Consider the following 14849-nt stretch of genomic DNA (forward strand, 5'->3'; position numbering starts at 1 on the left):
GCTGCGGCACGATTGTGGCTGTGGCGGCGCGGTTAGAAAGCTTCTATAAGCCCGGAACTACTTGATGCAGCAACTCAACCTGCCCCTGCAAGCGACCCAGCCGGATTCGCTGACGGTGTTAAAATACCCCTTGCCGGGTATAACTAACAATTGGGATTTCCTTTCATGACCTCTCTCGACAGCTTCAAATCCAAAAAGACCCTCAAGGTCGGCGCCAAGACCTATGTCTATTACAGCCTGCCCACGGCCGAGAAGAATGGTCTGAAGGGAATTTCGAAACTTCCCTACTCGATGAAGGTGCTGCTCGAAAATCTCCTCCGCAACGAGGACGGCCGCACGGTCAAGAAGGAAGACATCGTCGCGTTCTCGAAGTGGTTGCGCAAGAAGTCGCTGGAGCATGAGATCGCGTTCCGCCCGGCCCGCGTGCTGATGCAGGATTTCACCGGCGTTCCCGCGGTGGTCGATCTCGCCGCGATGCGCAATGCGATGCAGAAGCTCGGCGGCGATGCCGAAAAGATCAACCCGTTGGTGCCGGTCGACCTCGTCATCGACCACTCCGTGATCGTGAACTTCTTCGGTGACAACAAGGCTTTCGGCAAGAACGTCACCGAGGAGTACAAGCAGAACCAGGAGCGCTACGAGTTCCTGAAGTGGGGCCAGAAGGCATTCACGAACTTCTCCGTCGTGCCGCCCGGCACCGGCATCTGCCACCAGGTCAATCTCGAATATCTCTCGCAGACAGTCTGGACCAAGAAAGAGAAGATGACGGTCGGCAAGAAGACCGGCACCTTCGAAGTCGCCTATCCCGACTCGCTCGTCGGCACTGACTCCCACACCACCATGGTCAACGGTCTCGCCGTGCTCGGCTGGGGCGTCGGCGGCATCGAGGCGGAAGCCTGCATGCTCGGCCAGCCGCTGTCGATGCTGCTGCCCACCGTCGTCGGCTTCAAGCTGAAGGGCGCGATGAAGGAGGGCGTCACCGCGACCGACCTCGTGCTCACGGTCACGCAGATGCTGCGCAAGCTCGGCGTGGTCGGCAAGTTCGTCGAGTTCTTCGGCCCCGGTCTCGACAATCTCTCCGTCGCCGACAAGGCGACCATCGCCAACATGGCGCCCGAATACGGCGCGACCTGCGGCTTCTTCCCGGTCGACGCCGCCGCGCTCGATTACCTCAAGACCTCCGGCCGCGCTCCGGCGCGCGTCGCGCTGGTGCAGGCCTATGCCAAGGCACAGGGCCTGTTCCGCACCGCCAAGTCGGCCGATCCGGTGTTCACGGAAACGCTGACGCTCGATCTTGCGGACGTCGTGCCGTCGATGGCCGGCCCGAAGCGCCCCGAAGGCCGTATCGCGCTGCCGTCGGTCGCCGAAGGTTTTTCGCTCGCGCTCGGCACCGAGTACAAGAAGGCCGAGGAGCCCACCAAGCGCTTCGCGGTCGAAGGCAAGAATTTCGAGATCGGCCATGGCGACGTCGTCATCGCCGCCATCACCTCCTGCACCAACACCTCGAATCCGAGCGTGCTGATCGGCGCCGGCCTGCTCGCGCGTAACGCTGCTGCCAAGGGCCTCAAGGCCAAGCCGTGGGTGAAGACCTCGCTCGCCCCGGGCAGCCAGGTCGTCGCCGGCTATCTCGCCGATTCCGGTCTGCAGGCCGATCTCGACAAGGTCGGCTTCAACCTGGTCGGCTTCGGCTGCACCACCTGCATCGGCAATTCCGGTCCGCTGCCTGAGGAGATCTCGAAGTCGATCAACGACAACGGCATCGTCGCCGCCGCCGTGCTCTCCGGTAACCGCAACTTCGAAGGCCGCGTCTCGCCCGACGTGCAGGCGAACTATCTGGCTTCGCCGCCGCTGGTGGTCGCCCACGCGCTCGCCGGCAGCGTCACCAAGAACCTCGCGGTCGAGCCGCTCGGCGAAGGCAAGGACGGCAAGCCGGTGTACCTGAAGGACATCTGGCCGACGACGAAGGAGATCAACGCCTTCATGAAGAAGTTCGTGACCGCGGCGATTTTCAAGAAGAAGTATGCCGACGTGTTCAAGGGCGACGCCAACTGGCGCAAGATCAAGACGGTCGAGAGCGAGACCTATCGCTGGAACATGTCTTCGACCTATGTGCAGAACCCGCCCTATTTCGACGGCATGAAGAAGGAGCCGGAGCCGGTCACCGACATCGTCGAGGCACGCATCCTCGCCATGTTCGGCGACAAGATCACCACCGACCACATTTCGCCGGCCGGTTCGATCAAGCTCACCTCGCCCGCCGGAAAATATCTCAGCGAGCACCAGGTGCGCCCCGCCGACTTCAACCAGTACGGCACGCGCCGCGGCAACCATGAAGTCATGATGCGCGGCACCTTCGCCAACATCCGCATCAAGAACTTCATGCTGAAGGGCGCGGACGGCAACATTCCCGAGGGCGGTCTCACCAAGCACTGGCCCGACGGCGAGCAGATGTCGATCTACGACGCTGCGATGAAGTACCAGCAGGAGCAGGTGCCGCTGGTGGTGTTCGCCGGCGCCGAATACGGCAACGGCTCCTCGCGCGACTGGGCTGCGAAGGGCACGCGTCTGCTCGGCGTGCGCGCCGTGATCTGCCAGAGCTTCGAGCGCATCCATCGCTCCAACCTGGTCGGCATGGGCGTGCTGCCGCTGACCTTCGAGGACGGCACCTCCTGGTCCTCGCTCGGCCTCAAGGGCGACGAGAAGGTCACGCTGCGCGGTCTGGTCGGCGATCTCAAGCCGCGTCAGAAGCTGACCGCGGAGATCGTCTCCGGCGACGGTTCGTTGCAGCGCGTTTCGCTGCTTTGCCGCATCGATACGCTGGACGAGCTCGATTACTACCGGAACGGCGGTATCCTGCACTACGTGCTGCGCAAGCTCGCGGCCTAAGCGCGAATTTGTGAACGGTGGCTCACCGCGACGTGAGTAGAAGGTTAAACGGGGGCGGCCTATCACAGGGCCGCCTTCGTGCGTTGAGACACGCCTCCGATGGTCCCGCCCGGCGGAAAACCTCGCCCCGGACGGTTGATAGAGTGATGCCCGTAAGATTACGGTGACCATCAGGCGATAGGATCTTCCCCCACGCGTGCGAGGTGTGACGTTCAACATGACTGCAATGACGGCTTCTCATCTGGTTTCGCGCTGGTCCGGTGCACTCTGGTCCGGAGCCATCGGCATCTGCGCCATCGTCGCCGTCATCCGTCCCGCCGAGGCTGATCCTCGCGCCGTTGTCGAATTGTTTACCTCGCAGGGCTGCTCGTCCTGCCCGCCCGCCGACAAGATCATCGGCGACCTCTCCAGCGATCCCTCGATCATCGCGCTGAGCATGCCGATCGACTATTGGGATTATCTCGGCTGGAAGGACACGCTGGCGGATTCACGCTTCTCTGCGCGTCAGCGCGCCTACTCGAAGATGCGCGGCGACCGCGAAGTCTACACGCCGCAAGTTGTCGTCAACGGCTCCACGCACGTCATCGGCAGCGACCGTGCCGGCATCGAGAATGCGATCGGCAAGACCGACAAGGGCGTCGGCGTGATGAGTGTGCCGGTGACGATGTCGCTCTCGGGCAAGCAGATCAACGTGTCGGTGGCCGCGAGCAAGGAGCCCACCGTCGCGCGTGGCGAGGTCTGGATCTGCTCGGTCGCCAAATCGGTGCCGATCTCCATCGCCAAGGGCGAGAACCGCGGGCAGCAGGTCATCTATCACAACGTCGTGCGCAATCTGCTCAAGGTCGGCGACTGGACCGGCCGTCCGGAAAGCTGGACGGTGCCGATCGAGAACCTCACGCGCGACGGCGTCGACGGCGCGGTGGTCTATGTCCAGGACGGCAGCCGCGAGAAGCCGGGCCCGATGCTGGGCGCGGCGTACACGTCGCTGCACTGAAGCGCGCTGCTTCGAATCTTTCCGACGCAATCACTCTCAACCCTCATGGTGAGGAGGCGCGTTAGCGCCGTATCGAACCATGCAGGCCCGGCTGCTGCAACTCGGCCTCGATCCATCGAGACGCCGCTTCGCGGCTCCTCAGGATGAGGAGAAAGAGTGTTCGCGCTGATGCTTCGAGAGAAGGCGCGTCGAGGCAGAAACATCCCGACACAAACAAAAAAGGACCAACTTGCGTTGGCCCTCCTTGTCGCGCGTACAGACCCGATCCTGTTCGACCCCGGGGGGCTGGGGGCTGAGGAATCCGGAACCGAAAGGACCGGGTCAACGCACACAGGTCTTTTCGCAATGCAGGGCGGCGCGCGATGGGCGGAAAAGCGGCGATATCAAGATTCCTTCTAACGATCCCGTGACGGATCGCCGCGAGGGAGTTCCACTCTTGCGTGTGCCCTGACTCGCCGCCGATTCGATCGGTTGCGTGAGGAGCCTCTTGCGATGGGGAACGGTTGGCGCAATCATGCAACTGTCATGATCCCGAGGTTCCCGGGACGGTCTTCGCGGACGCGATCATGCCAATGCGACAGGAGGCGCTCCATGAGTGTGACGTCGGAGGATGCAGATCCGAGCGGGCAGCGCGCGGCGGCGCATCCCGCCGCTGCGAACACCCAGCCGAACCGGGTCACCTTCAACCGGATCGAGCTGCATCGCATCCTCAATCTCTACGGACGCATGGTCGCCGACGGCGAGTGGCGCGACTATGCCATCGACTTCCTCAAGGATCGCGCCGTGTTCTCGGTGTTCCGCCGCGCCTCGGAAGTGCCGATCTACCGCATCGAGAAGGATCCGCGTCTCGCCCGCAAGCAGGGCATGTACAGCGTGATTTCGGCGACCGGCCTGATCCTGCGCCGCGGCCACGAGCTCGAGCGCGTGCTGCTGGTGATCGATCGGAAATTGGCGGTAGTGTAGCCGCACGACCGGTGCCGTAGGGTGGGCAAAGGCGCAACGCGCCGTGCCCACGTCCTTTCTCAATCGCCGGGATATGGTGGGCACGCTATCGCTTTGCCCACCCTACGAGACCGTCCCTATTTCCCCGGCACCGTGCTGGCGCCCTCGCCAAGATCCCGCTGCATCATCACCGTATCCAGCCAGCGGCCGAATTTCAGCCCGACGCTGGGATGCGTGCCGATCATCTTGAAGCCGCCGCGCGTGTGCACGCCGATCGAGCCGGCATTGGAGGAATCGCCGATCACCGCGATCATCTGGCGGAAGCCGCGCGCCTCGCACTCGGTGATCAACCGTTCCAGCAGCAGCGAGCCGACGCCGCGGCGGTGGAAGGAGGGGTCGAGATAGATCGAGTTCTCGACCGTGAAACGGTAGGCCGGCCGCGGCCGGTAGGCGCCGGCATAGGCATAGCCGGCGACGCGCCCCTCGAGGATGGCGACGAAATAGGGATAGCCGCCATCGACCAGCGCGCGGTAGCGGCGCGTCATCTCGGCAAGGTCTGGCGGTTCCAGCTCGAACGTCGCGGTGCCCTCGCGGACAGCCTGCTGGTAGATGGCGGTGATGGCGGGAAGGTCGGCCTCGAGGGTGGGCCTGATATCGGGTGCGGACATGAGGGAAGATTAGAGCCTCCGCCCGGCCGCTGGAAGAGGCAACGCTGCTTCCCCATGCTCCGTCATTGCGAGGAGCCTTTGCGACGAAGCAATCCAGAAATGCGTCCGTGGAGGGACTCTGGATTGCTTCCGCCTTCGCCGAGGCTTCGGCGGACAAGTCGCTTCGCTCGCAATGACGAGCAGAGGCCCCGGGCTCAAACAAAAACCCCGGCCTCTCGGCCGGGGTTCGTGTCCGTTCTCGCTGGGTCAGCGTTTAGTCGCGCTGGCCGAGGAGCTGCAGGAGCAGCGTGAACAGGTTGATGAAGTTCAGGTACAGCGACAGCGCGCCGGTGATGGCCGCACGCTCTGCGATGTCACCGCCGGCCGACGCGTAGCCGTAGATGTAGTCGTTCTTCAGCCGCTGCGTATCCCAGGCGGTGAGGCCCGCGAACACCAGCACGCCGACCACCGACACGATGAACTGGAGCAGCGAGCTGCCCAGGAACAGGTTCACCAGGCTGGCGATGACGATGCCGATCAGGCCCATGAACAGGAACGAGCCCATTCCGCTCAGGTCACGCTTGGTGGTGTAGCCGTAGAGGCTCAGCGCACCGAACGTGGCCGCGGTGATGAAGAACACCCGCACGATCGAGGTGTGCGTGAACACCAGGAAGATCGACGACAGCGAGATGCCCATCAGCGCCGCGAATACCCAGAACAGGATCTGCGCGGTCGAGGGAGCGAGACGGTTGATGCCCGCCGAAATCACGAACACCATGGCGAGCGGCGCGAGCATGAACAGCCACTTCAGGGGGCTGACGAACATCGCGTAGCCGAACGGCGTCAGGAACAGCTTGCCGACGCGGACGGCTTCCGGGGTCGGAACGTCGGTCACGGCAGCCATGTAGACGCCGAGCGCGGCCAGGCCGGTGATGGCAAGGCCGATGCTCATGTAATTGTAGATGCGCAGCATGTAGGCGCGCAGGCCGGCGTCGACCGTCGCGGCGTCAACACGCCCGGCGGCCCTGCCGAAAGGAGAAGCGTAGTTACGGTCTAGGTCCGACATGGTCGAATTCCCGTTGGTTGGTCCGGTCTGGCACGAGGGTCGCCGTGCCGCCGGTTCGTCAAATTCTATCTCGGATACCGCTGTGTGCCGACTTAAATTTGGCTCACAATCGGGACTCCGAACCCACTCGATATGTGGGAAACTAACACATTCGCTGCAACCGTTCACGCGCGGCTGAATGTCGCCCTCCGCTCTCAATTCTGACGAGAGCCTTACAAGCAGACGTGGTTAATCGCGGGAATCGTGCGATTTCGCACCCGCGGGGCCTGCCGCTACCTTTTGTCACAAATTTCGCAACACCGTGGCGGGCTTTTTGTTCAACGCCAGCAGCGTGCCGGCGAGCCCGAGTCCGACCGTGACGATCAGTGCGGCGGCGACCACGCCGGCCGCGCTGCCGGCCTGCCAGACGAAACTCAGCGTCATCAGCCGCGTCACGATCATCCAGGCCGCAATGCTGCCGGCGATCACGCCGAACATCGCTGTGGCGAGGCCGATCAGGAGGTATTCGAGGGCGTAGGCGCCGAGCAGCCGCAGCCGGGTCGCGCCGAGCGTCTTGAGGATCACGGCATCGTAGACGCGGTGGCGGTGGCCGGCGGCGAGCGCGCCGCCCAAAACCAGGATCGCCGAGATCAGGGTGATCGCACTGGCGCCACGAATCGCCAGCGCCAGATTGGTCACGACCGAGCCGACCGTCTCCATCACCTCGCGCACGCGCACGCTCGTCACCATCGGATAGGTGTCCGCGACTTGCCGGATGATCTTGCCGTCGCCGGTCGCATCGCCGCCTGACTCCGTCAGCGTCGCGATGTGGGTGTGCGGGGCGCCCTTGAAGGCGTTCGGCGAGAACACCAGCACGAAATTGATGCCCATCCCCTGCCAGTCGATGGTGCGCAGATTGCCGATCCTGGCCGGGATGTCGCGGCCGAGCACGTTGACCACGATTTCGTCGCCGAGCTTGAGGCCGAGCCCATCGGCGATTTTCTTCTCCATCGAGACCAGCGGCGGGCCGGAATAATCGGCCTTCCACCATTCGCCCTCGACCACCTTGGAACCCTTCGGCAGCTCCGCGGTATAGGTCAGGCCGCGGTCGCTTTGCAGCACCCACTCGGAATCGGTCGTGGGCTTGAGGTCCTCGGCGCGCACGCCGCGCGCTCCGACGATGCGCCCGCGCAGCATCGGCACGTCCTCGACCGTCGCGCCCGGCGCGATCTGGCGCAGATAGCCGTCGAACTGCTCGGCCTGCGTGCTCGGGATGTCGATGAAGAAGAACGACGGCGCGCGGTCCGGGAGCGCCGCCAGAAACTGCCGGCGCAGATTGCCGTCGATCTGGGTGATGGTGACCAGCACGGCCAGGCCGAGGCCCAGCGACAGCACGACCGAGGGTGTCAGCGCGCCCGGCCGGTGGATGTTGGCGACCGCCAGCCGCAGCATCGGCAGCCGCGATCGCGGCAGCCGCCGCGCGATCGTCATCAAGAGCGCGGCGATACCGCGGAGCAGGGCGAACACGACCACGGAGGAGGCCACGAACACCGCGGCGATGCGCTTGTCGAAGGACAATCCGATCACGACCGCGATCAGCAGCGCGACCACGACGGCCATGAACACGAGATAGCCCAGGCGCGGCCGGTGCCATTCGGAGCTGATGGTGTCGCGGAACAATGCGGCCACCGGTACGTCATGCACCCGGCCGAGCGGCCACAGGCCGAAAGCGAGCGCGGTGAGCAGGCCGTACAGGAAGGACAGCGCCAGCTCGTCGGCATGCACGGCCGGCACCACCGGCAGCGGCAGCAGCTTTCCGAACAGGCCGACGATGGCGAACGGCATGGCCGCGCCCAGCGCAAGGCCGATTACCGAGCCGATCGCGGCGAGCAGCAGAACCTGCGCCAGATAGATGCCGAATACGTCGCGCCCGGTGGCGCCGACGGCCTTGAGGGCCGCGATCACCTCGAGCCGGCGGTCGATGTGGCTCTTCACGGCGTTGGCGACGCCGACGCCGCCGACCAGCAGTGCGGCGAGGCCGACCAGGGTCAAAAACTGCGTGAAACGGTTGATGTTGCGCTCGAGCTGCGGCGAGGCGTTGGAGCGGCTGCGGATTTCCCAGCCGGCTTGCGGCGCGGCGTTGCGCGCATCCGCAATGAAAGCTTCGGTGGCGCGTTCGGTGTTGCCGGTGTCGGGCAGTTTCACCCGATAGACCCAGCGCACGAGGCTGCCGGGCTGGATCAGGCCGGTCGCTTTCAAGCCCGCCTCGCTGATCAGGAAGCGCGGCCCGAAACCGATGCCGCCGGCGAGCTTGTCGGGCTCCGCTTCGACAGTGCTGCGGATCTGGAAGGTCGCGGATCCGACCGTGACGCGGTCGCCGGTCTTCAGCGACATGCGTGCCAGCAGCGTCGGATCGGCCGCCGCGCCGAACGCACCATCGCGTTCTGCGAGGAGATCGGACATCGGCAGAGATGGTGCCAGCGTCAACTGGCCCAGCATCGGATAGGTGCTGTCGACCGCCTTCATCTCGACGAGGGCGAGCTGGCCGTCGGCCGAGCGCGCCATGCCGCGCAGGGTCGCGGCGATCGAGACGGTGCCGCGCGAACGCAGGAAGGTGACTTCGTCCGGCTTGGCCTCGCGCTGGAACAGCACGAACGACACGTCGCCGCCGAGCAGCGTGCGGCCTTCGCGCGCGAGACCGTCGCTCAGACTCGCAGAGACCGAGCCGACGCCGGCGATCGCCATCACGCCGAGCGCGATGCAGGCGATGAAGACATAGAAGCCGCGCAAGCCGCCGCGCAATTCGCGCAGCGCATAACGCAGCGACAGTGCGACGCCGTTGGGCTTCGCGAACGGTTCGGCTGCTGCGCTCATGCCGGTGCAGACTGCGTGTCGATACGGCCCGAGCGCAGACGGATGACGCGGTCGCAGCGATGCGCGAGCGAGGAATCGTGCGTCACCAGCACCAGCGTCATGCCGCGCTCGGTATGCTTGCCGAACAGGAGATCGACGATCTGCTTACCGGTGGTCTCGTCGAGATTGCCGGTCGGCTCGTCCGCGACGAGAATGGCGGGATCGGGCGCCAACGCGCGGGCGAGCGCGACGCGCTGCTGCTCGCCGCCGGACAATTGCGTCGGATAATGATGCAGGCGATCGCCGAGCCCGACCGATTGCAGCTCCTGCGCCGCGCGCTTCGCCGCATCGGGATTGCCGGCGAGCTCGAGCGGCACGGCGACGTTCTCCAGCGCTGTCATGGTCGGGATCAGATGGAAAGACTGGAAGACGATGCCGACCTGGCGGCCGCGGAAGCGGGCCAGCGCATCCTCGTCGAGGGCATTGAAAGGCGTGCCATTGACCACCACCTCTCCGCTATCAGGACGCTCCAGCCCCGCCATCACCATCAGCAGCGTGGATTTGCCCGAGCCTGACGGGCCGATCAGGCCGATCGTCTCCCCCGAGCCGACCCGCAAGCTGATATCCTTGAGGATGTGAACGCGTGCCGCCCCCGTGCCCAATGAGAGATTGACGTTGGAGATGGCGATGGTGTCCGGCGTGGTGCCGGCGAGTGAAGAGGATTCGATGCGAGTGTCCATGGTCCGGTCATATGGCAACTCCGCACGCGCGGTCGAGAGGCGTTACGGATTCTTCATGCACATAGCCGTGTTGATGCTCGCTTTGATGACGGTCGCGGGTCCGGTTTGGGCGGAGGCGACAAAACCGCTCAAGCTTGTCGTTCTCGGCGATTCCCTCAGTGCCGGCCTCGGCCTTCCGGGCCAGCAGGCGTTCCCGACGAAGCTCCAAAAGGCCTTGCAGGCCAAAGGCATAGCGATCGACATGACCAATGCCGGGGTATCCGGCGACACCTCTTCAGGCGGCCGCGATCGGCTCGACTGGTCGGTGCCCGACGGAACCGACGGCGTCATCATCGAGCTCGGCGCCAACGATGCGCTGCGCGGCATCGATCCTGATTTGACGCGCACCGCGCTGACCGACATCGTCCAGCGCCTGAAGGCGCGCAAGATCCCGGTCATGCTGTGCGGGATGCTGGCGCCGCCGAATTACGGCGCCGAATACGCCGCGCGCTTCAATTCGATTTATCCGGATCTGGCGAAACAATTCGACGTGCCGCTGTATCCGTTCTTTCTCGACGGCGTCGCCGCCGACGCCAAACTCAACCAGGCCGACGGCATTCATCCGACGGCCGCCGGCGTCGACATCATCGTCGGCAACATCATGCCCACGGTCGAGGCATTCCTGCGCAACATAAGCGAGCAGCGGCGATGAAAAGCAGGCAGCGCCAACCCTTATTCCCAGGGTTTTACCGGGGTGAGGCGCGCGATACTTGCAGAGTCATACAACTGCGATAGGAATCAAGGTACAGATGATTCGTCGCCGGCTCTAAAATTTGGATATGATCTCTCTCGGGGATCATGCCCAAGCATCGGGAGTGCGAAACGATGCCGCGTTTGTTCACTGGTCTGGAAATCCCGGCCGAGGTCTGCCAGACGCTTTCCAATTTGCGAGGTGGCCTTCCAGGCGCCCGCTGGATCGATCCCGAAAATTATCACGTCACCCTGCGCTTCATCGGCGATATCGACGGCATGTCCGCCAACGAGATCGCCTCGATGCTGTTTCGCGTCGACCGCAAGCCGTTCGAAGTGAAGGTGCAGGGCTTGCAGAGTTTTGGCGGCCGCAAGCCGCGTGCGGTGGTCGCCACCATCGCGCCCAGCAAGCCGCTGATGGAATTGCAGGCCGAGCTCGAACGCATGATGCAGCGGATCGGTCTCGACCCCGAGGGCCGCAAGTTCATCCCGCATGTCACGCTGGCCCGTCTGCACGACGCCACCGACCGCGACGTCGCCGACTATCTCTCGCTGCGCGGCTACTTCCCGAGCAAGGCGTTCACGGCGGAACGTTTCGTGCTGTTCTCGTCGCGTGCGTCCACCGGTGGCGGCCCGTACGTGGTCGAGGACGCCTACGAGTTGTGCGAGTAGGTCTCACCTCGGCAAGTTATCGCGACGGCGCCGCACCTGATCGGACGACGTCGGTCTTCGCAAAGTCCGCGCCTTTGAACAGCAGCGGTTCGCTTCGGGTCATAGCCAGCGCATAGGAAAAGCAATCACCGTAGTTGAGCGATGCGACATGGCGGCCCTTGCCAAAGCGTCGCCAAGCGCGCCGTGCCGCATCGACTTGTTCGGCATCGACTGCCACGACCTCTGCGCCGATTTTGATGAGCCAAAGATCGAACTCACGGCCGCCTGCATCACCAAGCCGTGTCTCGATCACCATCGTTGCTTCAAGCACCGTTGCCGCAGAGATCAGGCGGATCGGATCGTCCACGATCAGTCGCTCAATATCCGCTGCATCGTCTTCGTTGAGCGCGATTGCCACGATCGCCGACGTGTCGATCACCATCAGCGCGGCAATCCATGCTCGTCGTATCCGAGAATTTCCTCAGGCGTGCGGTCATCCAGGACTCGCATCTCGCTCCAGCGCCGCCTGATCTCGGCCATGTCTTGAAGCAGCGCCTCTTTGTGAGTTTGACCGCCGAGCCGACGCAAGCGCTCCTCAATGGCGCGCTTGGTTGCTGTCGTGATGTTCTCGCCGGTCAATTGCGCCAGACTCCGCGCCAATTGCTCCGTTTCGGGGTCCTTGATGCTAAGCGCCATATCGAGGTTCCTTGGTTCCTCAATAGGTACATTCTAGCCACGATGAGCGCAAGAATGGATCCGTTCGGCTGACCAAGTAAGTCCCTCCACTGAGGCCCGTGTTCGCGCGCGATCAGTCCTCGAAGGGTACGGCGCATAAGCCGTTGCGCGAATACGCAGTTGCAATTTCCGCCGGTCTCTGGCGGAAAGAGCCATGCTCTCCACCCAAGATTCCTCATTCCGCGAGGCATACCAGGCCCAGATCGCGTCCGGCGCGATCGAGCCCGATGCTGCGCAGGCTGAGGTCGCCGAAGCCTATGCGGCGCTCGACCAGCGGCTCGCCAATTACAAGCCGCAGCGCAAGCAGGGCCTGCTGAGCCGCCTGTTCAGCAGCGACAAGGACGAGGCGCCGCGCGGGCTCTACATCCATGGCGAGGTCGGTCGTGGCAAGACCATGCTGATGGATCTGTTCTTCCAGCACTCGACCGTCGAGCATAAGCGCCGCGCCCATTTCCACGAATTCATGGCCGATGTGCACGAGCGCATCTACGATTACCGCCAGAGCATTTCGCGCGGTGAGATCGCCGATGGCGATGTCATGGTGCTCACGGCGAATGCGATCTTCGAGGAAAGCTGGCTGCTCTGCTTCGACGAATTCCACGTCACCGACATCGCGGATGCGATGATCCTGGGCCGCCTGTTCGCGAAACTGTTCGAGCTCGGCACCGTCGTGGTCGCGACCTCCAACGTCGCGCCCGACGATCTCTACAAAGGCGGCTTGAACCGCGCGCTGTTCCTGCCCTTCATCAAGCAGATCACCGACCACATGGACGTCGCGCGGCTCGATGCACGCACCGACTTCCGCCTAGAAAAGCTCCAGGGCGTGCCGATGTGGCTGACGCCGGCCGATGGCGATGCCGACGAAGCGCTCAACCGCGCCTGGTCCAAAATGACCGGCAACGCCAAATGCAAGTCGCGCGACATTGCGATCAAGGGCCGCATCCTGCACGTGCCGTGCTCGGCCCATGGCGTGGCGCGGTTTACGTTCGCCGATCTCTGCGAGAAGCCGCTCGGTGCATCCGACTACCTCAGGCTCGCGCACGACTATCACACCATCCTGGTCGACCATATTCCAGTGATGGATGTCTCCCAGCGCAATTCGGCCAAGCGCTTCATCACGCTGATCGATACGCTCTATGACAATGCCGTGAAGCTGATGGCCTCGGCCGACGCCAACCCGATCTCGCTCTACCTCGCCCATGAGGGCAACGAGGCCATGGAGTTCAAGCGGACGGCCTCACGTCTGATCGAGATGAGCTCGGAATCCTATCTGGCGCTGGCTCACGGCCGCAAGGATTCCACCGCCAGCGGCTCCACCAAGGGGCTGGTGGAGACTTAAGTCCTATTTGCCAGCGCTGTCATTTCGGGGTGCGACGAACGTCGCAGGCCCGGAATCCATCGCGCCATCACCGCTGCCGCCTCATGGATTCAAGGCCTGGAATTAAGGCCTGCGCCTGGCGGCGCATCCCGGAATGACGGGTATGCTGATTGCTATCTCGGCAAGCCCGACAATTGGGCATCCACCGACTTGAACGGCGGAAGCGAAAGGGATAACCACCCTGTCAGTTTTCCCCTCCTTACGTGTCTAAAGGACAGGCTCACATGGCGCGCGACAAGATTGCTTTGATTGGCTCCGGTCAGATCGGCGGAACGCTGGCTCATCTCATCGGCTTGAAAGAGCTGGGTGACGTGGTGATGTTCGACATCGCCGAGGGCGTGCCGCAGGGCAAGGCGCTCGACATCGCGCAGTCCTCGCCGGTCGACGGCTTCGACGCGCACTACACCGGCGCCAACTCCTACGAAGCGCTCGACAACGCAAAGGTCTGCATCGTCACCGCCGGCGTGCCGCGCAAGCCCGGCATGAGCCGCGACGACCTCCTCTCCATCAACCTCAAGGTCATGGAGCAGGTCGGTGCGGGCATCAAGAAATACGCCCCCGACGCCTTCGTCATCTGCATCACCAACCCGCTCGACGCGATGGTCTGGGCGCTCCAGAAGGCCTCGGGCCTGCCGCACAAGAAGGTCGTCGGCATGGCCGGCGTGCTGGATTCGTCGCGCTTCCGCTACTTCCTGGCCGACGAGTTCAACGTCTCGGTCGAGGACGTCACCGCGTTCGTGCTCGGCGGCCATGGCGACACCATGGTGCCGCTGGTGAAGTACTCCACCGTCGCCGGCATCCCGCTGCCCGACCTCGTCAAGATGGGCTGGACCTCGCAGGCGCGCCTCGACGAGATCGTCGACCGCACCCGCAACGGCGGCGCCGAGATCGTCAATCTGCTCAAGACCGGCTCGGCCTTCTATGCGCCGGCAGCGTCCGCGATCGCGATGGCCGAGAGCTATCTGCGTGACAAGAAGCGCGTGCTGGCTTCGGCCGCCTACCTCAACGGCGAATACGGCGTGAAGGACATGTATGTCGGCGTGCCCGTCGTGATCGGCTCCAAGGGCGTCGAGCGCGTCGTCGAGATCGAGCTCGCCGGCAAGGATCGCGAGGCCTTCGACAAGTCGGTCGGCGCGGTGCAGGGCCTGGTCGACGCCTGCAAGAAGATCGCACCCGATCTTCTCGGCCGCTAAGGCGCAACAATCCCCGCCGAAGACCGCAACCCGGTCTTCGGCGGTTTCACTTCCGG

Annotated in this window: 13 protein-coding genes; 7 read left to right on the forward strand and 6 right to left on the reverse strand. The window is 64.0% G+C overall.

Features of this window, described 5'->3' with window-relative positions:
* The first annotated feature begins 165 nt into the window (after positions 1-165).
* The 3 genes from acnA (at position 166) to AB7532_RS01895 (ending at position 4843) form a co-directional block, all read left to right on the forward strand.
* Complete coding sequence (gene acnA, locus AB7532_RS01885; RefSeq protein ID WP_441233141.1) at positions 166-2886, forward strand: aconitate hydratase AcnA; 2721 nt, start codon at positions 166-168, stop codon at positions 2884-2886.
* A 217-nt stretch (positions 2887-3103) separates the two neighbouring features.
* On the forward strand, positions 3104-3880 hold the full coding sequence (locus tag AB7532_RS01890) for a DUF1223 domain-containing protein (RefSeq protein ID WP_441233142.1): 777 nt from the start codon (positions 3104-3106) through the stop codon (positions 3878-3880).
* A 591-nt stretch (positions 3881-4471) separates the two neighbouring features.
* Complete coding sequence (locus AB7532_RS01895; protein ID WP_441233143.1) at positions 4472-4843, forward strand: DUF2794 domain-containing protein; 372 nt, start codon at positions 4472-4474, stop codon at positions 4841-4843.
* Between the two features lie 116 nt (positions 4844-4959).
* Here AB7532_RS01895 and AB7532_RS01900 read toward each other — a convergent pair whose 3' ends face one another.
* From AB7532_RS01900 to AB7532_RS01915, 4 genes are all read right to left on the reverse strand, one after another.
* Positions 4960-5490 carry an N-acetyltransferase family protein gene (locus AB7532_RS01900; RefSeq protein WP_441233144.1) on the reverse strand — a complete coding sequence of 177 codons (531 nt, stop codon included), beginning with the start codon at positions 5488-5490 and terminating at the stop codon, positions 4960-4962.
* Between the two features lie 253 nt (positions 5491-5743).
* Entirely contained in the window at positions 5744-6535 is a 792-nt protein-coding gene (locus AB7532_RS01905; RefSeq protein ID WP_441233145.1) for a Bax inhibitor-1/YccA family protein, read from the reverse strand.
* 282 nt (positions 6536-6817) lie between these two features.
* On the reverse strand, positions 6818-9388 hold the full coding sequence (locus AB7532_RS01910; protein ID WP_441233146.1) for an ABC transporter permease: 2571 nt from the start codon (positions 9386-9388) through the stop codon (positions 6818-6820).
* Entirely contained in the window at positions 9385-10107 is a 723-nt protein-coding gene (locus AB7532_RS01915) for an ABC transporter ATP-binding protein (RefSeq protein WP_441233147.1), read from the reverse strand. The genes AB7532_RS01910 and AB7532_RS01915 overlap by 4 nt, the downstream gene beginning before the upstream one ends.
* Positions 10108-10162: 55 nt before the next feature.
* Here AB7532_RS01915 and AB7532_RS01920 point away from each other — a divergent pair, with 55 nt between their 5' ends.
* Complete coding sequence (locus AB7532_RS01920) at positions 10163-10798, forward strand: arylesterase (RefSeq protein ID WP_441233148.1); 636 nt, start codon at positions 10163-10165, stop codon at positions 10796-10798.
* A gap of 173 nt (positions 10799-10971) precedes the next feature.
* Positions 10972-11508 carry an RNA 2',3'-cyclic phosphodiesterase gene (gene thpR / locus AB7532_RS01925; protein ID WP_441233149.1) on the forward strand — a complete coding sequence of 179 codons (537 nt, stop codon included), beginning with the start codon at positions 10972-10974 and terminating at the stop codon, positions 11506-11508.
* A gap of 16 nt (positions 11509-11524) precedes the next feature.
* On the opposite strand, the gene AB7532_RS01930 is transcribed toward thpR, so the two are convergent.
* Both AB7532_RS01930 and AB7532_RS01935 read right to left on the reverse strand, forming a co-directional pair.
* The gene (locus AB7532_RS01930) at positions 11525-11929 is read right to left on the reverse strand and encodes a type II toxin-antitoxin system VapC family toxin (RefSeq protein ID WP_441233150.1); all 405 of its coding nucleotides are present in this window, start codon (positions 11927-11929) and stop codon (positions 11525-11527) included.
* Complete coding sequence (locus AB7532_RS01935; protein WP_441233151.1) at positions 11929-12183, reverse strand: type II toxin-antitoxin system VapB family antitoxin; 255 nt, start codon at positions 12181-12183, stop codon at positions 11929-11931. The genes AB7532_RS01930 and AB7532_RS01935 overlap by 1 nt, the downstream gene beginning before the upstream one ends.
* 193 nt (positions 12184-12376) lie before the next feature.
* Here AB7532_RS01935 and zapE point away from each other — a divergent pair, with 193 nt between their 5' ends.
* Entirely contained in the window at positions 12377-13561 is a 1185-nt protein-coding gene (gene zapE, locus AB7532_RS01940) for a cell division protein ZapE (RefSeq protein WP_441233152.1), read from the forward strand.
* 263 nt (positions 13562-13824) lie between these two features.
* Positions 13825-14793, forward strand: a complete 969-nt coding sequence (gene mdh / locus AB7532_RS01945; protein ID WP_027533317.1) for a malate dehydrogenase — start codon at positions 13825-13827, stop codon at positions 14791-14793.
* The last annotated feature ends 56 nt before the right edge of the window (positions 14794-14849 follow it).

Origin of the sequence: Bradyrhizobium sp. 930_D9_N1_4, assembly GCF_052076015.1 — a bacterium.
Taxonomy (GTDB): Bacteria; Pseudomonadota; Alphaproteobacteria; order Rhizobiales; family Xanthobacteraceae; genus Bradyrhizobium.

Bases quoted from the DNA above. Each gene is read 5' to 3' on its own strand.
- AB7532_RS01895 (WP_441233143.1), top strand. From the start codon at position 4,472: ATGAGTGTGACGTCGGAGGATGCAGATCCGAGCGGGCAGCGCGCGGCG.
- AB7532_RS01910 (WP_441233146.1), bottom strand. From the start codon at position 9,388: ATGAGCGCAGCAGCCGAACCGTTCGCGAAGCCCAACGGCGTCGCACTG.
- acnA (WP_441233141.1), top strand. From the start codon at position 166: ATGACCTCTCTCGACAGCTTCAAATCCAAAAAGACCCTCAAGGTCGGC.
- mdh (WP_027533317.1), top strand. From the start codon at position 13,825: ATGGCGCGCGACAAGATTGCTTTGATTGGCTCCGGTCAGATCGGCGGA.
- AB7532_RS01915 (WP_441233147.1), bottom strand. From the start codon at position 10,107: ATGGACACTCGCATCGAATCCTCTTCACTCGCCGGCACCACGCCGGAC.
- AB7532_RS01920 (WP_441233148.1), top strand. From the start codon at position 10,163: ATGCACATAGCCGTGTTGATGCTCGCTTTGATGACGGTCGCGGGTCCG.
- AB7532_RS01900 (WP_441233144.1), bottom strand. From the start codon at position 5,490: ATGTCCGCACCCGATATCAGGCCCACCCTCGAGGCCGACCTTCCCGCC.
- zapE (WP_441233152.1), top strand. From the start codon at position 12,377: ATGCTCTCCACCCAAGATTCCTCATTCCGCGAGGCATACCAGGCCCAG.
- thpR (WP_441233149.1), top strand. From the start codon at position 10,972: ATGCCGCGTTTGTTCACTGGTCTGGAAATCCCGGCCGAGGTCTGCCAG.
- AB7532_RS01890 (WP_441233142.1), top strand. From the start codon at position 3,104: ATGACTGCAATGACGGCTTCTCATCTGGTTTCGCGCTGGTCCGGTGCA.
- AB7532_RS01935 (WP_441233151.1), bottom strand. From the start codon at position 12,183: ATGGCGCTTAGCATCAAGGACCCCGAAACGGAGCAATTGGCGCGGAGT.
- AB7532_RS01905 (WP_441233145.1), bottom strand. From the start codon at position 6,535: ATGTCGGACCTAGACCGTAACTACGCTTCTCCTTTCGGCAGGGCCGCC.
- AB7532_RS01930 (WP_441233150.1), bottom strand. From the start codon at position 11,929: ATGGTGATCGACACGTCGGCGATCGTGGCAATCGCGCTCAACGAAGAC.